This window comes from Dyadobacter sp. LHD-138, from assembly GCF_030929615.1.
Taxonomy (GTDB): domain Bacteria; phylum Bacteroidota; class Bacteroidia; order Cytophagales; family Spirosomataceae; genus Dyadobacter.
Genome location: NZ_JAVFVU010000005.1, coordinates 23,792 through 49,314, shown reverse-complemented (window position 1 = coordinate 49,314; position 25,523 = coordinate 23,792). Strand labels below are relative to the sequence as shown.

The window sequence follows — 25,523 nt, the reverse complement described above, 5'->3', positions numbered from 1 at the left end:
TCGTAAAGAGTAATTTTTCTATCTTTGCCCTTTAAACAATAAGGTGCTATTTGCTCCGTTTATTGTCAAGGTTGTTTTTTGCCAACCTGACCTCAATTACAAAAGCTTAAACATTCACTTTTTACCATTAATATGATGCTTCTACAAGCACTTACTGACTCTACTTTGGCCGCACCTGCCGCTGCTCAAGGGCTCTCTGTTATTGACCTTCTTGCAAAAGGAGGATGGGTGATGCTCCCGCTTGGGATACTATTTTTGGCAACTTTGTTTCTGATTATTGAGCGTTGGCTGGGAATTGGATCAAATGGAAAAATTGAAAGCCAGGTTGTGGATAATGTTAAAGATTTTATTCAGCAGGGTAATTTGAAATCAGCCGAATCGCTTTGCCGCAATCAGCATAACGCAGCGGGGCGTATTTTCGAGCGCGCCATTGGCCGTATCGGTTACCCGATTAAAGATATTGAAACGAGTATTGAGAACGCCAGCCAGATCGAGATCCAGCGTCTGGAAGGTAACCTGGCTTATCTGGGGGTGATCGCAGGTATCGCGCCGATGCTTGGGTTCGTAGGTACGATTTCCGGTATTATCAAGATTTTCTACGATATTTCTATGTCCAACGACTTTAATATCAGTACGATTGCCGGTGGTATGTATGAAAAAATGATTACCTCAGGCTCTGGTTTGATCATCGGTTTGATCGCTTATGCAGGCTATCACATCCTGAATATGAAAATTGACCGTTTTGCTTTGAGACTTCAGATGGCAGCTTCAGACTTTCTGGACGTTCTTCAGAAGCCAGTTTCTTCGAAGTAATCAGTCACTTTAGTCTTACTTTTTAAATTTATTTCAATGAAAATACGTCGAAAGAGTCGGTTTGCCCCAGAGGTTTTTACGAGCTCGCTCAACGATATTATGTTTTTTCTTCTGCTGTTCTTTTTGATCATCTCCACGATGTCAAATCCGAACGTGATTAAACTGATGCTGCCCAAAGCATCAGCGACCCAGCAGATGTACAAGAAGCAAATTACGTTGTCTGTTGATGACAAAAAGGTTTATTATATTGACAAAGAACCTGTTCCTTTTGAGCAGCTGGAAATGAAACTCCAGGAGCTTTTTGCAGGGGTTGAAGAACGCACCATCGTGCTTCGGGTCGATAAGGAACTGGCCGTGCAGGATCTTGTGGACGTCCTTGAATTAGGTGCAAAACAGGATATTAAAATGGTGATGGCTACGGCGAAGTGATTTAGCCGTTTTGTGAATGCAATATAGTATGGGGCCGCAGCGCGGTGCAATATTTGTAGAAAATAGTAATCAGATATAGTGTAAAAAGTAAAGCTCTGCTATCCGTGATGATTTCAGAGCTTTACTTTTTATTGTCAAAATCACATCTTACAATGTTGCGCTTAGATATATCTTTTCAATAATTTCCTGTAAAACGGCTCCCTGCTCGGCGGTTGAAATATTGCTTTCTTTCCCGAGGATGGCGTCTATAAAGGCCGTTGTATTTTTAAGCTGCGTGTCGGTCTCGTCTAAAAAGGGGAACCTGATATCAGCCAGCTCTCCTGCCACTTCGGTATGTAGCGAGAACGGATTTAAAACGGCTCCGGCTTTGCTTCCGAATACTTCCAGATTAATGATTTCTTCTTCTTTTTGATTCAGGGCAAAAGAACAGGAAAGTGAAATACTTTTGTTGCCCGGAAATGATAAATAAGCAAAACATCCGTCTTCCACATCGAATTTCGCGGCATCCCAGCTTCCTTTTAAACCTTTGCCACCGGTTTTTCCTATGAAATCATGGATATTGGCTACGATTTTGTCGGGTGCCTGATAATCCATAATCCCCAACGCAAGGTCTAATATATGTACACCGAGGTCTATCAGTGCACCGCCTCCCTGAATCGTTTTGTTGGTGAAATTTCCCCATCCCGGTATCCCTCTCCGACGCAGGTAATTGGCTTTAATATGATAAACCTCTCCAAGCTGACCTTCTTCATAACATTTTTTCAAAAGTAAATACTCGGAGGACTGCCTGCGTTGAAAGTTGTAAGCAAGAATTTTACCTTTTTCTTTAGCCAGATCAGCCATTTCACGGGCCTCCGCGGCAGTCATCGCCGGGGGTTTTTCGCAGAATACATGGCAGCCATTTTTCAAAGCCTGCATGGTGTAATCATAATGCAGATTGTTGGGCGTGCAATTCAGGATGATATCTGGCTGGCAGGACCCATACAATGCCTCTGTACTGTCAAAAGCATGTTCAATGGCATGTTTATCAGCAAGGGCACGTGCTTTGCTAAGATCTCTGCCGCAAACGGCAATAATTTCAACCTGATCTGCTAGTTTTTTTAAAGCCGGAATGTGATTGTCATCGGCAATGTGACCACCGCCTATGATAGCGGCTTTAAGGAGTGACATGGAGTGATGGTTTAAAATTGTCTGCAAAAATATTGAAATGAAAATGATTTGCGCCGGAAGTCAATAGAAAATGCCTCGGGAAAATTTTTCCGAGGCATTGCGCGTAACATCCATCAAAATTTACACGTTCAGGATATGTTGAATTTTTTCTATTTTATGTTCCCGTCTTTGCCGGAAACGAAGTGATACAACTTTGTTTGTTTTCTGCCAATACTATAACGATAGCCACTCAAACCGTAACTCAGCAGTGCCAGCGTTGGTTTATCTTCTTCTGAGAAATCAGTTTGATTTGAGAAAAATTTCCCGACTTCTTTCATGGTGGTCACAGGATTTTTCTTTTCAAGCTGAATTGCTTTCTGCATGCTGGCTTTGTTGTATTTGTAATATCCCTGCCGTTTTCCTTTATCTGTTTCAAGCTTAAAATGAATCGATAAAGTATATTCCATCGCAACTGCTTTGCCATTTTGCCGTGCAGGCTCCCATTTGGGCATATTCAGCACAACGCGGATCGCTTCTTCATCAATTCCATAACCGATTTCTTTCACGACTTTGGGATGACGAATAGCGCCATTGCTGTTTACGGTAAATGAAACCAACGCAATGCCATCTACCGATACGCCCATTGCTTCTTCGGGATATTTGATATTACTTTGAATGAAATTCAACATTGCTTCATGGCCGCCGGGGAATTCGGGGTGCCGTTCCGGAATGGTTGCCAGTGCCTGCGACGTTTCTTTTTGTTGATTCTCCTGCTCCTTTATTTTTTCTATATCCTGATAAGCTGTAAAAGTCGGGCCGCTTAATTCGTTAACTCCTTTTTGAAGTTTTATTGCATAGCTTTTTTTCCTTTTTCGACGACAAAGGTTTGTGTATGATACCCAACATATCGAACCGTCAGTACACTTCCTACCGGTATCTCAGTCAGTTTGAAATGGCCCAATGGATCGGTTGTAGTGCCGGTCGTGGTTTCGTTCATAAAAACATTTGCACCGGCGATGCCTGATCCTGACTCGCGGGAAACGTCACCCTCAACCGTTGTTACTTCTTTGTCCTGCGTAGTCAGAACCGTTTCAGTTGCGAAAAAAGGTTTTTTATTTTCTTTATGATCAACCGTGTTTTTTGTGTTTGGCCTCTCAGTATTTTCGGTTTCTGCATATATCTTCTCCCGGGCTGCGGTGAGTGCCAGTGCTAAAATAACGACCGGAGCAATCATCAGGTATTTTCCCAGCGACCACTTCGAGTTTCGATTTTTGTAGATCATCCTGATCCGGTTTTTAAGCATGGATGAATTGAAAAAATGATTGGTAAGTGAGGCGATTGGCGCAGATAAGGAATATGAAACTAGGAACCGGGCATAATGATCCCGGTCAGGAGCCTGTTCATCTGCCAGAAATTCGTGTATTTCCTGCATCGAATGTTTGTAAAACCACAAAACCGGATTAAACCAGAACACCACTTTTAGTGTTTCAATCAATAAAATATCCAGCGAATGCCACTGCCGGATATGAACCATTTCATGCCGGATGATCGGATCGGGATGACGTTGATAGTCTGAATTGTTGATGACAAGCCATTTCAAAAAGGAAAAAGAGCCGATTTTATCGTGGGGGAGTAAAATTAGGGTGTACTCCGGAAGTGCAAAGGCTTGACCTTGTCTGATGACTTTAATCAAATCTATAAAGCTGTCCGTAAGCCGTTTGAGCATATAGATTGATCCCAACGCAGGGATTAACCATAATATTAAGGTCCAGTCGAAAATTTGCTGCTCGGATTGCACCGGAATGGTTATCGGGGGAATTGTTGCCGTCATTTCGACTGAATACAAAACGGAAGCGGGTACAATCTGCTCTGGTTCCGGAATAGGCACCAATGGCAAGACAAATGATATCAGTAACGCACCGAGAAGATAAGCGCGGTTCCAAACGAAAAAAGTATGTCGACGGAATAGCAGCCAATAACAGGCATAGAACAATATCCAGCAAATGTTTACTTTCCCAAGATATAACAGCGCATCCATAACCTTATTTCTTTTTGGAATTGATGATAATCACTCCGTTTGTACCTTTAAGACCATAAACAGACGTGGCGGAGGCTCCTTTCAAAACATTGATGGATTGAATATTTTCGGTATCCAGTATTTTATCAAGATTGGCGTTTTCTTCGATTTTACCGTCTATTACGACCAAGGGTTTATTGAAAGCCGTCAGGTTCTCCGTTCCCTTGATGGAAATCTTTGTTCCGGCGGCAGACTGCAAATTCTGCGTGGTTCCAATAGGCAGTGCTTTGTATGATGCAGCATATTGTCCTCCACTGGAAATGGTTTCTGCACCATAACCAACGGCTTTGCCCTGCCCGGATTTTAGGTCCTGCGTCTGGTTAAATCCTTGCTGGTTGGAAGGCGTAGAATAGTTGTAAAACTTTGCGGGTTTCTTTTCTGTTTCGGGCGCGATCTGAAAGTTGATTGGCAAGCTATATTGCACGGCAATAGCCTCACCTCCCTGTTTTCCGGGTTCCCAACGAGGCATTTTCAAGACAACGCGTAATGCTTCTTCATCAAGACCGGCACCTATGCCTTTGATAATATGAGGGTCGCGGACAAAACCGTTTTCATTGACGGTGAAAGAAACGAAGACTTTGCCCTGCACATGATCCTTGGCCGCTTCGGAAGGATAAATGATTGTGGAGGAGAGAAACTTACCAAGTCCTTCTATACCGCCGGGAAATTGTGGTTCCCGCTCCACCACGGTAAATTTTCCGTTTTGACTTTCCGTTTCGGGCGTATCTTTTTTACGGACATAACTCTGCACGGTAACTTCCGAGAGCATATTATCTTTTTTACGTAGCACAATCTGATCCAGCGCAACGCTGCCATTTACTTCAATCGCAAAAGGGTCAAAATTAATATGTGAAATGATGAGCGTACTTCCTATGGCGATGTCGGCAAACTTAAATCTGCCATTCTGATCTGTTGAGGTGCCTTTTGTAGTACCTTTCACAACAACCGAAGCGGCTTTGACCGGCTTTCCACTTTCGTCTCTTACGGTTCCTTCAACGGGAATATTTTTAGCCGAAAGGATTTTGTAATCTTTTCTTTCAACCGCGTCCAACAATCGTTCACGGGCGCCTGTTAACATCACGACCAGCCCAATTAGGGGAAGGATCAAAAAATATTTTCCAAGCGCCCAGTCAGAATTACGGTTTTTATAGATCATGACGATACGTTTTTTTAACATGGATGAATTAAAAAAGTGATTGGTGAGCGAGGCAACAGGCGCTGAAAGTGCATAGGAAACCAGAAAATTGGCATAATGATCACGGTTTGGTGCTTCTTCATCCGCCAGGAACTCATGAACTTCCTGTAACGAACGTTTGTAAAACCAGATCACCGGGTTGAACCAGAAAAATATTTTCAGCAATTCGGCAAGCAAAATATCCAGACTGTGCAACTGGCGAATGTGTACGGCCTCGTGGCGGAGAATCGGATCAAAATGTTTTTCATAATCCGCCCGGTTGACCACCAGCCATTTTAAAAAGGAGAACGAACCGATTTCGTTATGTGGCAGCAATACCAGCGTATGATCTTCCATGGGAATCTCGTCTCCCTGGCCGATCAATCTGAACAGATCCCGGAAACCTTCGAGTAATTTGACCAGCATCAGCGCGGCACCGATAATTTGCACCGCCCATACAAACTGTGTCCAATGCAGGGCAAGTTTTGTTGATTCAGGCGTGGAAACATAAATCGGGATTGCTGATACGGCGTATACGGCCGTTGGCAACACACGGGCGTTATCAGGAAAATGGATTAATGGCAGCGCAAAAGAAACAAGCAGTGAGCCCAAAAGGTAAAAACGGTTCCAGACGAAAAAGGTATGCTTACGAAACAGCAGCCAGTAACAGGCGTAAAATAATATCCAGTAAACATTTACTTTTCCAAGGTAAATCAGTGTCTCCATGAATCAGATCTTTTTAGTAGTTACAGAAACTACACCATTGCGCCCGGATTCACCATAGGCATCAATCGCTTTTTGATCCTTTAACACATTGACAGAAAGAATGTTTTCAGGATTTATTTTCTTTAAAATGTCCGGATCTTTTTCGATTTTTCCATCGATTACATACAAAGGATTAACGCCAGTCACCTCAATGGACATGTTATTGTTTTTAGAGGATTGTTCTAAAATTCTTCCCGTAGTCATCAGTGTTGTTTCGGAGCCGTCCTGATTTTTAAATTGTTTGTTGATCAGCGAAGTTTTTTTGTCAGTTTCTGGCTCTGATTCTTCCAGTAGAAAGTTTATTGGCAAGTTATACCTGACATTCACCGGAACGCCATCCTGTTTCCCAGGTTCCCATTTAGGAAAGGAAGACAGTACCCGCACCGCTTCCGCATCACACCCGAATCCGATTCCCTTTAATACGGTTATGTCGCCCATCTCACCAGTTTCTGTCACGACAAAAGAAAGAAAAACGCGCCCCTGAACATTGGCATCTGAAGCAGCTTGGGGATACCTGATATGCTCCGCAAGGAATTTATACATGGCTTTGGTACCGCCCGGAAAGGTGGGCTGTTCTTCAACGACCATATAAATTTTCTTGCCTTTCAGGTCAATCGGCTTTTTCTCAGGTTGTTGTTTTCCAGCCAGCTTATCTATTGTCTCGGAAAGTTCATTACTTCCCTTTTGTTCACAGCCAGCCACGAATAATGCGACCATACCAATCGTAGCAAAAGCAAAAAGATAGGAGCCGAGCATCCATTTCGAAGTGCGATTTTTATAGATCATCTGAATTCTGGTTTTAATCTGCGATGGTTTGAAAAAATGATTGGTGAGGGAAGCTATCGGTGCGTTGAGGGCATAAGACAGGAGGAAAGTGGCATAATTTTCCCGGTTCGGTGCTTCTGCATCCGCCAGGAATTCATGGATTTCCTGTAATGATTTTTTATAGATAATTAAGATGGGGTTGAACCAGAAAATAACTTTCATGAGCTCAATCAGCAGAATGTCAATGCTGTGCCGCTGCTGCATGTGGACCATTTCGTGCCGCAGGATCGCGTCAAAATGATTTTCATAGTCATTGCGGTTGACAACAATCCAATGCAGGAATGAGAAAGAGCCGATATGGTTTGAATTGATCAGAATAACGGTGCAATCTTCAAGCTCAATTTCTTCACCTTGTCTTAAGAATCTGTTTAATTCTCTGACGTTTTCATACAATTTGAACAGCATCAGGGAAGCGCCGCATGCGTAGGTCAGCCAGAGCAGATTGGTCCAGGTAAAAAGGTCATATTGCTTAACCTGATTGTCCGACACCGTAAATGTACCGGCGCTGACTTCATAAAGCACAGGGATTTTAGGCGCGGATTCGGGGTAAATCAGAAAAGGGAGGGCTAACGAGAGTATCAACGCACCGAGCAGATAAAACCGGTTCCATATAAAAAAAGTATGCTGACGAAGAAATAACCAATAACAAGTGTAGAAAAGGGTCCAATATAAACTTACTTTTCCGATATAGAGCAGGAGTTCCATGGCTAAAAGATCGTTTTTAAGGTTAGGTTTTACATTTTGCTAATCAAGTCCATTTCAATTAGTATTGAATTTGTTGATCTGTATCGGGTATTAGGGCAAAAGCAAAAAATCAGGAAAGAGGCGGGAATGCATCTCTTTTTAAAGACAAGGGCACTGTGCAAGCGTTTTGCCGGTAATCAAATCTTACAGGAAGGTTTACTATCAATTTCAATTCAGCATTTCCATGGCTAATAGCACGCTGTTATTCGTTTTTGTGATCGTTGATCAGTTTCATGATCTCATCCAGATCTTTTGTTTTCAGATCATTGTCTTTCACGAAAAATGAAACCAGATTTGGCAGCGAGTTATCAAAGTAATTAGTCATCAGCTGCTGCATTTCATAGCGTTTGTACTCTTCCTCGGTGATTAACGGGTAATACTCATGCGTCTTCCCATAAGCTGTGTAGCCCACCACTTCTTTTTTTTCCAGAATGCGTATAATCGTTGATACGGTATTGTAAGCCGGTTTCGGTTCAGGCATTTCGGCCAGAATGTCTTTGACAAAGGCTTTTTTTAATTGCCAGAGTATTCGCATGATCTCTTCTTCTGCGCGGGTTAGTGTCCGAATTTCCATAGGGATATATTGTTGTATTTATAGGAGTTTAAATGATGATGTTCAAAGTTAATACTATTTAATTAGTTTCAAAACTATTTTATTAGTTATTCTAAAATAAAAACGACAAGATGTTGTCTTGTCGAAGTTAGTTAAGCTTATAGATCACCCCGAAGGGAAGATAGTATGGTAGAAAATACGGGCAAACAGTCAGGTTTTAACCCTGAAAGGGTGACAGAACCATTTCAGAAATCGAATTTACAACGCCGTCAAAACTGTCTTACAATATAATCCGGCTAACGTATATTGATTTACCACAAACAAGTTTAAACAACTTCATCGTGATAGCGCTCAAAATACGGTTCAGGCAAATTCTGAGCCTTTTTCTTTTAAGTAGGCGCCGACGTTGCAGGTGATACCTTTTAAGATTTCGACGTCTTTGTTCCAGTCATAAACCTGCCAGTTGTTGGGTTTTGCGATCATGACTTTTTTTGAAGCGGTTAAAAACCAGATAACTTTTTCGGCTCCAAATGCTAAGAGCTTTTTAGTTTTCATCGTGATGTAATCTATTTCGGTAAATTCTTCGAGCTCAATGTCCAAATCAATTTCGATTGAAATTTTCGGGGGCACATTGGCGTAGTGTTGGGTAATCTTATCAACTGTAAAGATTTCTTGATCAAAAATCAGAATGTCTCCGGCAAGATTATTTCGTTTGTCTAAATGAAGACCAGCTTCGTTTGTTGCTACAATATATTCTTCGTCACTAACCGATTTGTAAATGATTCTCAGTAAATAATCAACGATGAAAAATTGTAATGAACTAGACCCCATAATATCTTCGATACTTTTCGTTTTGGCCAAAACATCACGGTAACCCTTACGGTATAAAGGTTTGCCGTCTATTATTTCATGGATCAAAACGTTGGGAATATCTTTTTCGGAAACCGTTGTCAAAACATTGCCCGGACCTGTTGAAGCTATCATGGTTACTGATTTTGCTGTATTCAAATATAAAAAATAGGAATCGTAATTCCGCTAACTTGCTGAGCTATATGCGATTTTTGAATAAAATAATACTGACTTGAAAACAAAAAAGCAGCAGGAAACTTTCCCTGCTGCTTCAATAAATTCAGATGAAAATAGCTTATTCCACTACGCTCAACTTCACGGTGTTAGTTTTGCGTTGTTTTGAAACCGGCATGCTCAATGTATTGATAAATACATCGCCTTTTTTCAATTCGCCTTTTTCGATAAGGAAAAGTTTGATGTCTTCGATAAGATCGTCTGTTGACACACCCTGATCTTTATCGTAATAGAACACTTTCGTTCCCCAATAGAGTGCCAATGTATTCATCAACACCTTATTAGATGTGAAGATCAATAAATTTGCTTTTGGACGGTGGTGAGACAAACGGAAAGAAGTATATCCTGAACGTGTGATCCCGATAATTGCAGTGGCATTGGTATCACGTGCCAAACGACATGCGCTCATCACGACATTGTCATTCAACTTATCCTGACCCGGTTGTTCATTTACGAATGCATGGTACTTGAAGTAAACATCATTAGTGTTCTCTTCTACCTTTTCAATCGTACGGCTCATGCTTTCAACAGCCAGCAAAGGGTATTTACCAGAAGCCGTTTCCGCACTTAACATCACGGCATCAGCACCATCAAGTACCGAATTTGCAACGTCATTAAGCTCCGCACGTGTTGCACGCGGGCTTTCGATCATACTTTCCAGCATTTGCGTTGCCACGATAACCGGCTTTCCAGCTTTGTTACATTTCTCAACGATCATTTTCTGGATCATCGGAACTTCTTCTGCCGGAAGTTCAACACCCAAATCACCACGGGCAACCATGATGGCATCAGCCGCTTCGATGATTTCATCGATGTTTGCGATAGCCTCAGGTTTTTCAATTTTCGCTACCAAACGGGCAAATTTGCCTTTGTTGGCGATATATTCCTTCACTTTCAACACTTCTGAAGCGGTACGCACGAAAGAAAGCGCAACCCACTCCACGTTATGTTCAAGACCGAAATCTAAATCTTCGTAATCTTTCTGTGTTACAGAAGGCATTGAAACACGCGTATTCGGAAGGTTTACACCTTTTTTAGATTTTAGCAAACCTCCGTAAACCACTTGTGTCACTACGTCGCTGCCATCAATTCCTGTTACAAGTACTTCAAGTTTTCCGTCATCCATCAAAATGCGGTCTCCGATCTTAACGTCATTATACATTCCGTCATAAGGAGTACTTACTTTCTCAGCAGTTCCCAGCACTTCTGTATTGGAAAGAATAAGCTTGTTTCCAGCCTCGATCAACACACCATCTTTTTCAGCTACGAGCCCGATACGGATTTTTGGTCCTTGTAAATCCTGTAAAATAGCAAGGTTCAATCCGAATTCTTCATTGATTTCACGAATGGTAGTTAGCCTGGCCAGGTGGTCTGCGTGCGTACCATGAGAAAAATTAAGACGAAATACGTTAACGCCGGCAACTGCCAGGGAATGAAGCATTTCTTTTGATTCTGATGTTGGGCCTACGGTAGCAACGATTTTGGTTTTCTTGGAAGACATAGAGTTAATTGCAGTATGATATGAATTTACTTAAACACAATCCACGTCTATCACGACATGGACGCCTTTTATGGTTTTATCGGTTAGAATATCGATGACTTTTTCTTGTATAAACGACTTTGCCGCCTTAAAATTAATCTTTTCTCGTTCAAGTTTAATGAGAATGTCGAACAAAAACTGATTTCTTACTCTTTCAACCAGCGGAGGCTCGGGTCCGAGAACCCGGCTTTTGCCTAAATTGACGATTAATTTTTCGGCTAAAACCGTGGCTGCACGTTTGGATGTGCCTTCGTCAACGTGTTTGACCGTGATTTTGATCAGCCTGGTAAACGGTGGATAATGAAATTGTTCGCGTTCCAGAATTTCGGTTTCGTACATGCCGACGTAGTCGTTCTGTATAATTCTTTCGAGGATTTTTTGCGCAGGGTTTGCGGTTTGGATTAATACTTTTCCGGGTTTATCAGCCCTGCGCCCGGCGCGCCCGCTTACCTGGGTCAACATCTGAAAGGCACGCTCTGATGCCCTGAATTCGGGGAAATGGATAATGCGGTCGGCATCGAAAATGCCCACCATACTTACATTATCGAAGTCAAGGCCTTTGCTGACCATTTGTGTCCCAACGAGAATATCGGTTCCGCCCTCTTCAAATTCCTGAATAATCTGCTGATAGGCATTTTTTGCACGGGTCGTGTCCAAATCCATCCGTTGGACCCGCGCAGTCGGCAGGAGTAAACCTAGTTCTTCCTCGATTTTTTCAGTACCATAACCAATGGTTTTTACCTTTGTTGAACCACAAGCCGGACAAGTCCTAGGAACCTCTTCTTTATGACCGCAATAATGGCAGCGAAGCTCCCGGACCTTCATGTGATAAGTCAGGCTTACGTCACAATTGGCGCATTCCGAAATCCAGCTGCATTCCTCACATTGCATGTATGGAGAATAACCGCGCCTGTTCTGGAACAAAATAGTTTGTTCCTTATTGTTTAAATTAGATTCAAGATGTTGGAGCAACACGGATGAAAATTCATTTTTCATCGTGCGCTGTTTCTTTTCTTTTTTGGTATCGACCAAAAGAAAAGTCGGTAATGCTGCATTCCCAAATCGCTGATTCATTTCAACCAGACCGTATCTTCCGCTTCTGGCGTGAAAATAACTTTCGAGTGATGGTGTGGCGGAACCCAGCAAAGTTTTTGCCTTGTGCATATAGGCCATAATCACGGCCACATCGCGGGCGTGGTAACGCGGCGCCGGGTCATGCTGCTTGTAGGAAGTTTCGTGTTCCTCATCGACAATGATCAGCCCCAGATTGTCAAAAGGCAAAAAGATCGCAGAACGGACGCCTACGACAAACTGAAATTTCCCATCCAAAATGCCTTTCCAGACTTCAACCCGTTCGTTGTCGGAAAATTTAGAGTGGTATATCCCCATTTGGTCGCCGAATACTTTTCGTAACCGGACAACAATCTGGGTGGTTAAAGCAATTTCGGGCAGGAGGAACAAAACCTGTGAACCGCTATCCAAAGCCTGTTTGATTAGCTCAATGTATACTTCAGTTTTCCCGCTGCCTGTGATGCCGTGCAGCAAGACGACTTCTTTTTCAGAAAAGGATTCGTGAATTTGCTGGAATGCGGTCTGCTGGCTTTCCGTAAGATTAATTTCAGCAACCTGTCCAAGCGGAATATCGGCAAAGCGGGAAACCACGATTTCAAACTGCTCAAAGACTCCCTTTTTGATCAGGGTTTGCAGGGCAGAATCGGAAACACCGTTATCCTGGGAAAATATCGTTTTGTCAAGCCCCTTTACATTTAATTCCGCATTGTTATAAACAGGAATGTGGCTTAGATAGCGCATCAGGATATCCTGCTGCTTGGGTGTTTTATCGAGCGAAGAAGTGAGCGCCATTAAAGAACTTTCCGAAGTAAAAGCGGCCGTTAAGCGTACCTTTTTTACAATTTTCGGTTTGTATTTTTCCTTCACTTCTTCAAAAAGAATCACGGCCCGTTTGCCGACCAGCGACTTTATTACAGCGGTAATGTTTGTCTGATTGACCATCCGCGCTACTTCTTCATAAGAAAGCGTAGCATGTTTTTTTATTTCATCCAGAATGAACCGCTCCTGATCGGTCAGTAACTCTTCGTAATCGAATTCCGGGTTATGCTGGATGCGCGACTGACTGGTGATTTTCAGTCCGGCTGGCAAAGCGACGTTGAGCACTTCACCGATATTGCATAAATAATATTCTGATATCCAGTTGAAAAGTTCTAGCTGTTTCGTGGTAACAATTGGCTCGTCATCCAGCAATTCCAGAATGTATTTGGCCTGATATTGCGTAGGCGGATTTGCATGCAGATGGGCAACGACAGCGGTAATAACCCGGTTTTTTCCAAATTGTACAATGACCCGCGCGCCAACCTTAATCATTTCCGACATGTTTCTCGGGACTCTGTATGTAAAGAGTCTGGGAACAGGAACCGGCAGGATCAGATCGGCAAATAAGGTGATTTCGTCCTCAAAAAGGGAGGTCATTGGCTGAGTAGGCAAAAATTATGTTTATTAAAAAGAGCCGCAAGTTACGATTTTATTGGCTTAATGCTCCTTTTGAACGTTATGTATCTAATGTTCGTCTACTGAATTTTCTTTTTTCTTGGATGCTGGCGTGTGTCAAAAACGGCAAGTAAAACAACCTGATTTTTATGAATTTTATATAACAGCAGGTTATGTTTTGTAATTACTGCTTCCCGAATTGAACTTCCGGAAGAAACGTAGCGGAATGTATGAGGATGCCTTGCGATTTGATTGATGATCTTCTCAGTTTTTATGATAAAATCCCTTACGACAGCATCCGTCCAGTTTTTCTGCAGATAATAAATTACGTCATGAAAATTCTCCAATGCCTTCGGCGACCAGAGAATGTCTAAAGCCATTTCTTATAGGTTTCTCTCGCTTGTGCATGTTGGATGCCTTGCCCCATGTCTATTTGTTTTACGGATTCTTTTACATCCGTAACAACTTTGTCTGGCAGGTCTCCCCATTCTTCGGAATCAAAACTTTCGAATACAGATTTTATCGCATCAATGATGTTTTTATCTTCTGTATCCAGCAGCCTTTTAGCCAGTTCTATTTTTTCAGTCTGAATATCCATAATATCAAATTTACGTTTAATAGGTGAAAGAATAAGCTAGTGTTATTGAATAAATTTAACATCAATCACCGGTGCATTTTCCCAGTTGACCATGGCGTTAAACAAACGGATATGGCTGAATTTTAGGATATCTTCTTCTGAAATCGCGGCTTCTTCAATAATTCCGGAATCCAGTAAAAAGGCTCTTTGTGTTCCGGGAAGCAGTGGGGTGTTGGGCGTAAACCATTTACCGTTTTTTTGAAAAGCAACGTTACAAAAATTGGTATCGGTTACCATACCGTTTTTGATGATCAGAATCTCGTCGGCGTCCTTTCTTTGCTCATAAAGAAAATTCAAATTGCTGCGGTCATTGTATTTATAGGCATAGTCAACAGCATCATCGTAAACCTTCCGAATTTTCGTGATGGCTCGCGACTGATAAGGTTCCCATTGAATATTATCTACATTTTCGCCGTAAGCCAGGCGGCACTTGTGTGGCTGTGCTGTAACAAAATCCGGGAGTATGATTAACTCCGAAAGTTTCCAGGCATCATCGAAACCGTAAAATTCTCTCCGGGTTTTATTGAGCCGGTTTTCGTGGTAGGAAAGATGAAGGAGTTGACGATTCTGAACGCAGATCGTTTCAAAGCACAGGGGCTGGCGCATGGGCGAAGGGTAAATAAACTTTGTCAATTAATTCCTGATATTCACTTTGCGCATCACTTTTTGCGGTTATTCCGCCCCCGCTTTTGAAAACAAGTTTTCCATCCTGATTTTCAATGTACCGGATCATGACGGCACTTTCGAAGTTTTCGCCATCAAAATAACCCATCACACCGGTGTAGTAGCCACGGTCATATCCTTCCGCATCTTTGATGATTTGTAGGGTACTTGGCTTTGGGGCACCGCTTATGGAGCCGGCAGGAAGTAATTTGAGTAAGAGCTCGCCAAATTCTCCATCAAAATGATCCGGTAAAATGCCGGCAATTTCTGAACTGACCTGCAACAATGTTTTTTGATTGGTTTTAACCGGTTCGATATACCGGTAACGTTCCACCCAAACTTGATCTGCGACGATACTGATATCGTTTCTGATCAAATCGACGATCGTTGCATGTTCGGCAGCCTCTTTGGGATCTGCGAGGATAACTTTTTCAGCATTTGGAAAAGACGCGTCAATGGTGCCTTTCATCGGGAAGGATGAAATTCGCTTTCCATTAATTTTTATAAAAATCTCCGGCGAAAAACAGACGAACTGATCTTTCAGCCAAAAACGATAAGGCGCATTGCTGAACCGGAAAATATCTTTTAGCCCCAGATTTGTTTCAATAGGCGTTGGAACGGAAAGGTTTACCAAAAAAGAATTTCCGGCACGGAGATTTTTTACCACATGCGCGAATTTATTGCGGTACACTTCAAAGGATACGGGTTCCTTGTGAAAATAAAAACCAGGCGGGATGTCGGCAGCTGCATCAGACTCCGCATTACTGAATCCGTTAAAATCAAATAATATTTCCGAAGGATTTATTTCGTCCAGGCGCCAGGCGACCGGTTTTTGAGCTAAAAAGTCAATAAGAAAGACAAACGGAATTTTCCGCTTCCCCCAGTTATTGAGGCATTCTGAGAAATTTTGACTTACGTTTACCAATGGAAATTGAAATGATTGACCACTGCTTTTTAACAGTCAGCCAAATTACAAAGTTCAGAAACCAATGTTTTAAATTAAGGGTTAAGAATAAGGAATTGAGAATACGTTAAATCGTGACGGTTTACTGAATTGGTATCTTAATTTCGTCTATTTCCTATAACCAAACGAGGCTTTTGAAGCTTAAACATCAGATTTAGTTAAAAAGAATTATGCATATACATGACGTTATCATCATCGGCGGCGGCCCTTGCGGACTAGCAATGGCGATTGAAGCGACTAAAAATGGCCTTGATCATTTAATCCTGGAAAAAGGAAATATAACAGAATCGATACGGCGCTATCCGAGAAGAATGCGTTTTTTCTCAACAGCCGAAAATATTGAAATTGGAGGTATTCCGTTTGCGATTTCGGAAGTAAAAGCGAACCGGAATGAAGCGCTTCAGTATTACCGGAAAGTGGCCGGATACTATGATCTGAACTTCAAACTTTTTGTGGATGTAACGCGTACGGAAAAACAGGAGGACGGTACTTTCTTTGTGTATACGAGTGATGGACAGGTTTTTCAGTCCCGCAATGTGGTATTGGCAACTGGGTATTTTGATGTGCCGCGCAAGTTAAATGTACCCGGAGAGGACCTGCCGCACGTTTCTCATTATTATGACGAACCATTTCAATATTCATACACGAATGTTGTTTTGGTAGGAGGCTCCAACTCTTCCGTTGAGGCGGCGCTTGAATTGTACCGGCATGATGCACATGTCACGATTGTGCACAAGGAAGCTGATTTCCGTACGAAGGTGAAATACTGGCTCGTGCCGGATGTGAAAAACCGGGTGAAGGAAGGCAAAATTCATACAAGATTTAACAGCATCACCAAGGCGATAGAACCGGGCAGAATCCAGATTGAAAATACGGAGACCGGCGAAACGGAGTGGATGCCAGCCGATTTTGTCTTTTTATTGGTGGGTTATTTGCCGGATGAACATTTTCTTTTCCGCTGTGGCGTGGCGCTTGACCCGGTAACAAAAGTACCAACTTTTGACCCGGAGACTTTTGAAACCAATATTCCAGGTTTGTATTTATGCGGTACGGTCATGGCTGGTGTTTTTACAGAAAAAATCTTCATCGAAAATGGTCGTGAACACGCCGAAGCAATCGCTGATCACTTGATGGGAAGAGAAGTAAGGAAGGTAAAGGAGTTGATTGACAGGATTTAAAAATTTCAAGTGCATTGATCAGCGAATCGGCAGTTATTGAATTGAAGGAAGATATCCAATTCAATAACTGCCGATATAGGTGAAAAAGATAGAAGCAAACTGCCTGATGTATCCTTTCAGCATCTAATCCTCCCGCACAAAAACCAGTTTCCGTTTTTTCTTTTTCATTGATACCTTCTCAATTTTTGCAATGAGGCCTTTACCGCCAACGGCGTAACCGACGTTTCCTGCAAAACTTACGGCGTGAAAAGGTTCATTTCCGATGGTTTGCCATGATTTTCCCTGCTGGGTTGAGGAGCTGCTTCCGGATGGGCCGACGGCTACCAAAGCGAAATCGTCTTTACGAAGCTGAGAATCTCCATTCCAGGTTGAGTAACGTTTATGATAAAGTGCAACAGATTCCTTTAATCCCAGTGGCTTTGTGCTTGCACCAAATTTCCAGGTAACACCTCCATCTTCGGTCAGCAATACATTTTTTGTGGAATCGCTGGTATTTTTATAGTCGCCTCCCACGGCAATGCCATTTTTTTTAGACCAGAAATGAAGACCAAAAATACCGCTTGTCGGGCCGGCTGGCATGGGTGTTTCTGAAACCTGCCAGTGCTGACCCAAATCGTCGGACCGGAAAACGCGTGCCATTTTTCCGCCGCCTGTACCAATGAACGCCTTATCCTTTCCAACGGCCAATATCGAGGTTCCGCTTGCAGCAAAACATGCTTCTCCGGGCTGTGTTTCCGGGCGGCTCTCCATGGGCAATTCCTTCCAGCTTTTTCCTCCATCTTCGGTTGTGAGGATAAACAATCTGCCATTTACCGGGTCACCAAGGCATATCCCCTGACTTTTATTCCAAAAATCGATGCCATCCAAAAATACCCCGTTTTGCGTAGTTTGATACACAAGATTCCAGCTTTCTCCGCCATCTTCGGTACGATAAATTTTTCCTTTGCCCAGCTCAGCCAGTCCGGCACTCATCGCAATGGCTGTTTCTTTGCCAAATGCATGGATATCACGGAAATCGAGCGAGTCGGCTCCGGGGATTTTAAAGGTTGACCAACTTTTTCCGCCATTTGTAGTCCGTAAAACAGTGCCATTGGAGCCCCCAATCCAGCACATGGTCGGGGTAACCGTATGCACGCCGCGCATATTGATTTTTGTTTTGACATCAAGAATATCCCACTGGCTATATGCCGGGGGGGCTGACAAGATCGATACCAAAATAAAAAACAGAAGAAATGTATGGCTTTGCAGAAAAAGGGCGTTAATTAGTTTCTTTGGCACGGTATTTTGCTAAATTTGGTTAACTATCTATTTTACATCACACAAAATAAGAATTTGGTATGAACAAGAATCAAAAATTTCTGATCGGAACGGTAGGGGCTTTGCTTACAGGCGTTGCCATTGGTTTATTAGTTGCTCCGAAAAAAGGGAAAGATACACGTAAGCTGATTAAAAGTAAAGCAAATGATATTGGTAGTACCGTTAAAACCAAAGCAAGTGATTTAGGTGGTACAGCCAAAGATACGTATGAAAAAAGTCTTGAAGAGCTGTCTACGCTTGCAGACAGGCTTAAAGAAGGCTTTTTGAAAAATGTGAATGCCGTAAAAGGCAAAGCTGAAACAGTGGCTGACAATGTAAATGAAAAGGTGAGAAGTACCGTGCACAATGGTTAATTTGTGTTCAAAAACATATGAAGCCGGTTCCAAAAAGAACCGGCTTTTTTTAATTATTGGTTGCCAATAGAACTGAAAATCTGGTCTATGAGCTCGTTCGCTCCTTTGGTGAAATCTTTCTCTTTTCCGGGTAAAACGCCCTCGCCGCCACCTTTCCAGACCATTTTGTTGGTTGCAGGATCCACCAGATCAATCAGCAAGGTGCCCATTTTATACCTTCCGACTTCAACTTCTTTACTTTTCCAGGAATAACGCCTTTGCCCCATGTACTGAGGGCGGCCGTCGTTTTGGAAGTTCGTCTCACGTGTCTGGATTTTTTCCTGAACGGAGATCGCGATATTAATTTTCAAAGCGGGATCCTGTGCCTGATTGAGGCCTTTTCCTTCCAGATTTCTCGAAATAGCCTCTTTAATAATGGCTATGTTTTTTCCAAAAGTGGCGGAAACGGTATCGCCTTTTGCTTCAATATCGTAAAAACCAAAAGTTGGATAATCCGACAATCGGAAGTTACTTTCTTTTTCAGGTTTAAGTATTTTATAACCTGACGAACAACCTGTAAATACGATTAAAAACAAGATGAAGAGAATGGAATTTTTCATTTTTTGAGAAGTATTAATAGTAACACGTTCCAAAAGTTAACAATTAAACGGTGTTTAATCAAATTCGGGAATACCGGCAGATTATTATCTCAATGCTACTATGGCAAGAAGGGATATGCCGGAAATAAAAAACCATAATGAAATTCCCTGGACAAAGGGCTTAATACCCGCGGATTTAATGCTGTCTATATTAAGCCCGGCACCGATCAGGAACATGGTAAGAAGCAATATTTTTTTTGACTCGAAAATGATATTGCTGTAAATGAATTGATAGTCAGTGAAATAACTGCTGGTGATCATCGCGATAATAAATAAGCCGATAAAATAAGGGAATTGTATTTTGGCACCATTGCGATTCAGGAACATGGTAATTAAAGACAAAGGGATAATCCACAATGCTCTTTCCAGTTTTACTGTCGTTGCGGTTTGCAGTGCTTCGTTACCGTATTTGGCTGCTGCACCCACGACTGAGCTGGTATCGTGAATCGCAATGGCACTCCATATCCCGAACTCATGTTGGGTCATTTGTAAAAAATTTCCCAGAATTGGAAACACAAATAAGGCCAGTGAATTCAATACAAATACTACACCCAATGCCGTACTGATCTGTTTTTCATTCGCTTTAACCAGGGGAGAAAGTGCTGCAATAGCACTGCCACCGCAAATAGCGGTGCCTGATGTGATTAAAAATGAGCTTTTCATCTCGACACCCAATCGCTTTCCTAACCAAAGTCCGCCCAGCAAAGTGATCACGATTGAAGCCATTGTGAAGACAAAACCTTCTTTGCCAGCTTCCATTGCGCGCGACAAATTCATGCCGAAGCCCAGCCCGACAACCGAGGTTTTCAATAACCACGGGGCAATTTTATGATTTTGCTGTGCAAAAGGGTGGCCAAGAACCTGGGTAGCAATAAATCCGAGCAATAAGGCTATTGGCGCATCTGCAAAAGGCAATAAACAGATAAGGAATAACAGTCCGAAAGCGATGTGCCGGTATGTTAAAGAGAGTGGACGATGTATACTTTCCATTGATTGCTGTGCTTAATAGATAAGCAAAAGTAGTCAGTGGAAATGATGTTAATAAATCAAAAAAGGTATGGTTTAATAACTAATAGTTATCGTTTAAGGGAGGAGAAACGAATGAAAAGCTTAGACAATGGAGAAGGCTGGCCTTGTCTGTGAACAAATGAAAAGGTGCGGGTGATATCCATTCGGTCCACATCGATGATGCAGAGGCGGTCATCAGTCAGGTCTTGTTGTACACTGTAAACAGACAAGAAGGCAAAAGTATCCGAGCAAAATAAGTAATTTTTGATACTCTCTGTGCTGCCAAGCTGCATGTGGATATTCAGTTGTTTGGAGCTTATGCCGGTTGTCTGCAGGTATTCTTCAATGATGTCAGCGGTGCCGGAACCGCTTTCCCGTGTCAGTAAGGGAAGTTTTAATAGTTCTTTGGCTGTAATCACCCGTTTTTTCAGGAGACTGTTTTTAGGACGGGATACCAGCACAATTTCGTCCTTTAAGAAAGGTGAATATTTCAGATCGCTATTGTGGGTTGTGCCTTCCACCAGGCCCAGTTCTATTTTTTTGTCCACCAGCATCTGCTCAATAACCAGTGAATTAGCCATTGTGAGCTCAATCTTTATTTCTGGAAATCGTTGCTGGAAATGCGCCAGATAGGAGGGAATTACATATTGCGCAATGGTAGTGCTGGCGCCGATATGTAATTCACCCTCGGTTTTATTTTGTAACAGATTAAGGTCAAAATCAAGTTTTTGATACTGCTCAAAAATCAAATGCGCATGTTGCAAAAGCACCTCTCCGGAACGCGTAAGCACGATCCGCTTTTTAGCCCGGTCAAAAAGAGTGGTGCTGTACTGCTGTTCCAGCTCTTTGATGTGTTTGGTTACTGCTGGCTGGCTTATACTTAATTGTTCCGCCGCCCTGTTGAAATTGAGGGTCTGGGCTACGGTGTAAAAAACTTTCAGTCGGAAATCCAGCATATACTCAAATCAAAATTACTTACCCGATCACGCTGCCAAGTTCTTTTGCAGCGGCCATACTTATTCCTTTATAGAAAATATACTCGTTCATGATCGCATTTTCGTCTTCTTCCGTCGTCGCTTTTTTCAGATCTGCCATGCATATTTTCATCTTTTCTTCAATGAAGGCCTTTTTCAGACGAAGGATATTAATGAAGCTGCTCTTATCAAGTACATCAATTTCGGACGGAACATAGATCTCGAATTTTTCAGTCCATAGGGAGCTTAACTCGTACTTACTGGTTAGCCAACTAATGGTCAGGTCACGAATTTCAGACTCGTGATGATTTTGGAAATAATCCGTGTGCAAAACAATTTGCCGGCTGAAATTTTCTCTGAATAAGGTCAATAAATGATGAAAAACCGGATCTTTAAAATCGATTCCCTGAATTTCTCCCAATACATAGGCACAAACAGAAATCGTGGGTTCCAGCTCATTGGCCCCATACAATACCAAAAGACGGATAAAGGCTTCTTCCTGATAGTAAAGTTTCGTCCGCTGGGTTTGCTCGTCTGTTTCCTCGGGTGCAGCAGGTGATTCCGATTCGAAAAAATCCGGCGGCGGCCCGTCATCTGAAAATGGAATATCTTGTGGACCTTGCGGGGTAAAATTATTCGGTCTGTTTCCCCTTTCCTGAGGTTTTGGCTGCGTATGCAGTTTTCTGAGCAATTTATTTCCTTCGGAAATAAGCATTTGCTCATCCACCTTCATCATTTCAGAAGTCCGGTGAAAAAATACCTGACGTTTGATTGCGTCGGGAATTTTGATGATACTGTTTACTACTTCACCAATAACGGCGGCCAGTCGGAAAGGATCATTCCCGGCATCCTGTAATAAGGTTTCTGTTTTGAAGGTAATAAAGTCACGCGAGGCATTTTTTAGATATTCCTTAAATGCCTCGGCACCAACGCGGCGTACGTAACTGTCCGGATCTTCACCGTCCGGAAATAACACGATACTAACATTCAGTCCCTCTTCCAAAACCAGATCCAGCCCCCGTAAGGCAGCTTTGATCCCCGCCATATCGCCATCATATAAAATGGTAATATTGGGAGTGAACCTGCCGATCAACCGTATTTGTTCAGTCGTAAGCGATGTGCCCGAGGATGCCACAACGTTTTCGATACCAGCCTGATGTAGTGACACTACATCAGTATATCCTTCAACAAGGTAGCAGGCTTCCAGTTGGCGGATCGCATTTTTGGCCTGATAAATCCCGTAAAGAATATCACTTTTATGATAAACTTCTGTCTCCGGCGAATTAAGGTATTTGGGTTGGGATTTGTCGGTTTTTAAAATCCTTGCACCAAAAGCGATTACTTTGCCTGCAACGTTATGAATTGGAAAAATTACCCGGCCGCGGAAACGGTCATAGCCCGCGGTTTGACTTCCTTCCTTGTGAATTAATAATCCGGCTTTGGATAAGATTTCAGCCGTGTAACCCTTATGGAGCGCTTCTTTCGTAAGTGCATCCCAGGTATCGGTACTGTATCCGAGCTCAAATTTTTTCTGGATATCATTCGTAAAACCCCTTTCCCGGAAATAACTGATACCGACAGACTGGCCTTCATCCGTTTCATGAAGTTGCTGTTGATAAAAGTTTTTGGCAAAGTTCAGAATGATGTATAAACTGTCACGGGTATTTTGTCGTAAAGCTTCTTCATCCGTAACCTCTTCTTCCTGAATCTCGATCTGATATTTGCTTGCAAGATATCGAAGTGCCTCTCCGTATCCGACGCCGTCAATATCCATCACAAATTTGATGGCATCACCAGCCGCCCCGCAACCAAAACATTTGAAGATCTGGCGAACAGGATTGACATTAAAAGAGGGTGATTTTTCATTGTGAAAAGGGCAACAGGCTGAATAATTTGCCCCTTTCTTTTTAAGCGACACAAAATCCCCTACCACTTCCACAATGTCAGCGGCTTGTTTGATCCTGTCAACCGTTTCGGGATTAATGCGCATTCTTTTTGTATTCTAATTATTTATTAAATATTTACCGATTTCATTCGGCACGCTCATGTAGCTTAACGGGATTTTTTGAATTTTTGTCAAGCTTCATATTTAACAATTCAACAATAAACGAAAAAGCCATCGCGAAATAAGCATATCCTTTTGGTATTTCGTAGTGAAAAGCCTCGGCCACCAACAGCGTACCAATCATCAACAAAAAAGAGAGCGCTAAAATTTTAATTGATGGGTGATTATTTACAAAATCGCCGATTTTAGCCGCAAAAGCAATCATAATGAAGGTTGATAAAATGACTGCAAGGATCATGATTGGAATTTCTTTTACCAATCCGACCGCTGTTAACACCGAATCAAATGAAAAAATAATATTCAGTAACGAGATTTGTACCAGCGCACTGCCAAAGGTTAATGAAGCCTTACCAGCGACGGTATTTTCAGCAGAAGGAATGTGTTCGGTTTCGCCTTCCAACTTGTGATGGATTTCTTTTGTAGAGCTGTATAAAAGAAATAATCCACCCAAAAGGAGAATAATATCTCTGCCGCTAAGGCCATGTCCAAAGATTGTCAAAAGGTCTTCTTTTAACCCAATAACCCATGAAATACCGAAAAGAAGTGCGATTCTAAGCAATAACGCAATGAGTAAACCATTGTTTTGAGCTCTTTTTCGTTGAGAAACAGGAAGTTTTCCTGCAACTATAGTAATGAAAATGATGTTATCAATTCCTAGTACAACTTCTAGCAGGGTAAGTGTTAACAAACTGATTAATGCGTCCGTTGTTAAAAGTGATTCCATAGATCTGAGATAATGCGTTTATTGATGCGAATGTAAGCAGGTATCGAAGTTTATTTTTTATTGGCAATAAAGTATTTTTGTATCTCGTTAAGCCTTTAATTAATAAATGGATTGTTTTCGGGGTTAAGATAAATAAAATCATAATCGAAAGCTTTTTTCTGATAACATTAATGTGTTATTTTGTGCTTTCAAATTAGATATATTGAAAGAATTAAGACTTGATATAAAAGACATTAAAAATATAGTGTGTGTATAGTGTGAAACAGGGCATGGAAATTTTTTCATGTCTTTGTTTTTTTACACAGGTCTGGAAATTATTTCTCAAGGTATTGCAGACCACGGGGCAACAGCCATATAATCATCGTATATAAGAAAAATATTTGCCCCGGAATCAGGTTGTATTCAACCCAATTGATCAGAAGTGTTGGGATAAAGAGGAGAATATAAATTTTCACCCAATTGGGATTTCCTGCTTTTTTTAAAAAGAAAATACTCCTTCCCAAAATAATAATCATTAGCGTTGTACCCATAAGCCCTGTTTCGGCCAGCAGTCCTATAAAGGTATTGTGCGCTGAAAGTCCTTCTGTTTTGGTTTTGTTACTTTTTGTAATTCGGTGTACCGCCGATAATCCTTCACCGAAAACCGGTTTCCTGTAAAATTTGTCCAGATACGTATTCCAGATTTTTTTCCGTTCGAGATAGGAGGTTTCTTTTCGGTCTTTCACCCAGCCAAACATTCTCTCAATCCGGTATTTTGAATAAGAATCCGGGAGTGTACCGATGATATTTTTACCGGTCGTAGTATTCAGGAATGAAAAAGAGGAGATCACAATTAAACTGATTAGAAGGATATGGGGAATACGTGGCGGTAGAAAGAGTAACACTGACGTCAAAATGAGTACAAAAAGTGGGCTGCGCCTGGCCGAGAAGTAAACGGCGATCAGGGAAATGGCAAAAATGCTGATATAATATAATCTTTTTAGAAGCCTGTCCGTGGTAAATTTCATTTTTATCAGGGCGACAATACCGATGATAAGTGTCGGATAAGCCCAGAATGTATTAGAGGAGAAAGGGATACTGGACATCATTATTCCTTGCTTCTGGAATAGCATACTGATGAGATCAAGTAGGATGATCACGAAATTACCGATCCATAAAACATTTAAAATCCTGAAAAGAAATGCTCCGCGTGATTCGGAAATAAGGGCTGTCGTTGAGATAAATAAGAGGACGGCGCAAAGCGAAAATAAGGACCATATGCCGTAAAGTAGATAGCTGGAGATATCGAAGCTAAGTATTGATGAGACCAGCCAACTCAGTCCGACGGCGACAACGTCAAAATGAT

At 42.0% G+C, this 25,523-nt stretch carries 24 protein-coding genes; 4 read left to right on the top strand and 20 right to left on the bottom strand.

Features of this window, described 5'->3' with window-relative positions; all coding sequences use genetic code 11:
- Positions 1 to 132 precede the first annotated feature (132 nt).
- Positions 133 to 813, top strand: coding sequence for a MotA/TolQ/ExbB proton channel family protein (locus RB622_RS04410; protein WP_308045309.1), 681 nt, complete (start codon positions 133 to 135; stop codon positions 811 to 813).
- A 36-nt stretch (positions 814 to 849) separates the two neighbouring features.
- Positions 850 to 1,242, top strand: coding sequence for a biopolymer transporter ExbD (locus RB622_RS04405; protein ID WP_254413167.1), 393 nt, complete (start codon positions 850 to 852; stop codon positions 1,240 to 1,242).
- A gap of 147 nt (positions 1,243 to 1,389) precedes the next feature.
- Here RB622_RS04405 and RB622_RS04400 read toward each other — a convergent pair whose 3' ends face one another.
- From RB622_RS04400 to RB622_RS04340, 13 genes are all read right to left on the bottom strand, one after another.
- Entirely contained in the window at positions 1,390 to 2,412 is a 1,023-nt protein-coding gene (locus tag RB622_RS04400) for a Gfo/Idh/MocA family oxidoreductase (RefSeq protein WP_308045307.1), read from the bottom strand.
- Positions 2,413 to 2,561: 149 nt separating this feature from the next.
- Positions 2,562 to 3,080, bottom strand: a complete 519-nt coding sequence (locus RB622_RS04395) for an energy transducer TonB (RefSeq protein ID WP_308045306.1) — start codon at positions 3,078 to 3,080, stop codon at positions 2,562 to 2,564.
- Positions 3,081 to 3,238: 158 nt separating this feature from the next.
- The gene (locus RB622_RS04390) at positions 3,239 to 4,429 is read right to left on the bottom strand and encodes a carboxypeptidase-like regulatory domain-containing protein (protein ID WP_308045305.1); all 1,191 of its coding nucleotides are present in this window, start codon (positions 4,427 to 4,429) and stop codon (positions 3,239 to 3,241) included.
- A gap of 4 nt (positions 4,430 to 4,433) precedes the next feature.
- On the bottom strand, positions 4,434 to 6,368 hold the full coding sequence (locus RB622_RS04385) for a TonB family protein (protein ID WP_308045304.1): 1,935 nt from the start codon (positions 6,366 to 6,368) through the stop codon (positions 4,434 to 4,436).
- Positions 6,369 to 6,371: 3 nt separating this feature from the next.
- Positions 6,372 to 7,937, bottom strand: coding sequence for a TonB family protein (locus RB622_RS04380; protein ID WP_308045303.1), 1,566 nt, complete (start codon positions 7,935 to 7,937; stop codon positions 6,372 to 6,374).
- A gap of 241 nt (positions 7,938 to 8,178) precedes the next feature.
- A complete protein-coding gene (locus RB622_RS04375) occupies positions 8,179 to 8,550 on the bottom strand; it encodes a BlaI/MecI/CopY family transcriptional regulator (RefSeq protein ID WP_254413172.1) in 372 nt (123 codons plus the stop codon).
- Between the two features lie 342 nt (positions 8,551 to 8,892).
- Positions 8,893 to 9,513 carry a Uma2 family endonuclease gene (locus RB622_RS04370; RefSeq protein ID WP_308045302.1) on the bottom strand — a complete coding sequence of 207 codons (621 nt, stop codon included), beginning with the start codon at positions 9,511 to 9,513 and terminating at the stop codon, positions 8,893 to 8,895.
- A gap of 160 nt (positions 9,514 to 9,673) precedes the next feature.
- Positions 9,674 to 11,113, bottom strand: coding sequence for a pyruvate kinase (gene pyk, locus RB622_RS04365; RefSeq protein ID WP_308045301.1), 1,440 nt, complete (start codon positions 11,111 to 11,113; stop codon positions 9,674 to 9,676).
- 30 nt (positions 11,114 to 11,143) lie between these two features.
- Positions 11,144 to 13,639 carry a primosomal protein N' gene (priA, locus tag RB622_RS04360; protein WP_308045300.1) on the bottom strand — a complete coding sequence of 832 codons (2,496 nt, stop codon included), beginning with the start codon at positions 13,637 to 13,639 and terminating at the stop codon, positions 11,144 to 11,146.
- Between the two features lie 98 nt (positions 13,640 to 13,737).
- Positions 13,738 to 14,037, bottom strand: coding sequence for a type II toxin-antitoxin system RelE/ParE family toxin (locus RB622_RS04355; protein ID WP_308045299.1), 300 nt, complete (start codon positions 14,035 to 14,037; stop codon positions 13,738 to 13,740).
- Positions 14,028 to 14,255: a hypothetical protein gene (locus tag RB622_RS04350; RefSeq protein ID WP_308045297.1), complete on the bottom strand. Its 228-nt coding sequence runs from the start codon at positions 14,253 to 14,255 to the stop codon at positions 14,028 to 14,030. Before RB622_RS04350 ends, RB622_RS04355 begins: the two co-directional genes overlap by 10 nt.
- Before the next feature lie 42 nt (positions 14,256 to 14,297).
- On the bottom strand, positions 14,298 to 14,900 hold the full coding sequence (locus RB622_RS04345) for an aminotransferase class IV (RefSeq protein WP_308045296.1): 603 nt from the start codon (positions 14,898 to 14,900) through the stop codon (positions 14,298 to 14,300).
- A complete protein-coding gene (locus tag RB622_RS04340; protein ID WP_308045295.1) occupies positions 14,878 to 15,882 on the bottom strand; it encodes an aminodeoxychorismate synthase component I in 1,005 nt (334 codons plus the stop codon). The genes RB622_RS04345 and RB622_RS04340 overlap by 23 nt, the downstream gene beginning before the upstream one ends.
- A 209-nt stretch (positions 15,883 to 16,091) precedes the next feature.
- Between RB622_RS04340 and RB622_RS04335 the strand changes: the two genes are divergently transcribed.
- Positions 16,092 to 17,099 carry a YpdA family putative bacillithiol disulfide reductase gene (locus RB622_RS04335; RefSeq protein ID WP_308045294.1) on the top strand — a complete coding sequence of 336 codons (1,008 nt, stop codon included), beginning with the start codon at positions 16,092 to 16,094 and terminating at the stop codon, positions 17,097 to 17,099.
- A gap of 123 nt (positions 17,100 to 17,222) precedes the next feature.
- Here the strand turns inward: RB622_RS04335 and RB622_RS04330 are convergent, their stop codons facing one another.
- Complete coding sequence (locus tag RB622_RS04330) at positions 17,223 to 18,377, bottom strand: YCF48-related protein (RefSeq protein WP_308045293.1); 1,155 nt, start codon at positions 18,375 to 18,377, stop codon at positions 17,223 to 17,225.
- Between the two features lie 59 nt (positions 18,378 to 18,436).
- Between RB622_RS04330 and RB622_RS04325 the strand changes: the two genes are divergently transcribed.
- Entirely contained in the window at positions 18,437 to 18,769 is a 333-nt protein-coding gene (locus RB622_RS04325) for a YtxH domain-containing protein (protein WP_308045292.1), read from the top strand.
- A gap of 53 nt (positions 18,770 to 18,822) precedes the next feature.
- On the opposite strand, the gene RB622_RS04320 is transcribed toward RB622_RS04325, so the two are convergent.
- From RB622_RS04320 to RB622_RS04295, 6 genes are all read right to left on the bottom strand, one after another.
- Positions 18,823 to 19,368 (bottom strand): DUF4136 domain-containing protein, encoded by a 546-nt coding sequence (locus RB622_RS04320; protein ID WP_308045291.1) that lies wholly within the window; start codon positions 19,366 to 19,368, stop codon positions 18,823 to 18,825.
- A gap of 84 nt (positions 19,369 to 19,452) precedes the next feature.
- Positions 19,453 to 20,397, bottom strand: a complete 945-nt coding sequence (locus RB622_RS04315) for a putative sulfate exporter family transporter (RefSeq protein ID WP_308045290.1) — start codon at positions 20,395 to 20,397, stop codon at positions 19,453 to 19,455.
- Positions 20,398 to 20,483: 86 nt separating this feature from the next.
- Positions 20,484 to 21,371, bottom strand: coding sequence for a LysR family transcriptional regulator (locus RB622_RS04310; RefSeq protein ID WP_308045289.1), 888 nt, complete (start codon positions 21,369 to 21,371; stop codon positions 20,484 to 20,486).
- Between the two features lie 19 nt (positions 21,372 to 21,390).
- The gene (gene dnaG / locus RB622_RS04305) at positions 21,391 to 23,379 is read right to left on the bottom strand and encodes a DNA primase (RefSeq protein WP_308045288.1); all 1,989 of its coding nucleotides are present in this window, start codon (positions 23,377 to 23,379) and stop codon (positions 21,391 to 21,393) included.
- A 40-nt stretch (positions 23,380 to 23,419) separates the two neighbouring features.
- Positions 23,420 to 24,178: a TerC family protein gene (locus RB622_RS04300; protein ID WP_308045287.1), complete on the bottom strand. Its 759-nt coding sequence runs from the start codon at positions 24,176 to 24,178 to the stop codon at positions 23,420 to 23,422.
- A gap of 314 nt (positions 24,179 to 24,492) precedes the next feature.
- On the bottom strand, positions 24,493 to 25,266 hold the full coding sequence (locus tag RB622_RS04295) for an O-antigen ligase family protein (protein WP_308045286.1): 774 nt from the start codon (positions 25,264 to 25,266) through the stop codon (positions 24,493 to 24,495).
- Positions 25,267 to 25,523 lie beyond the last annotated feature (257 nt).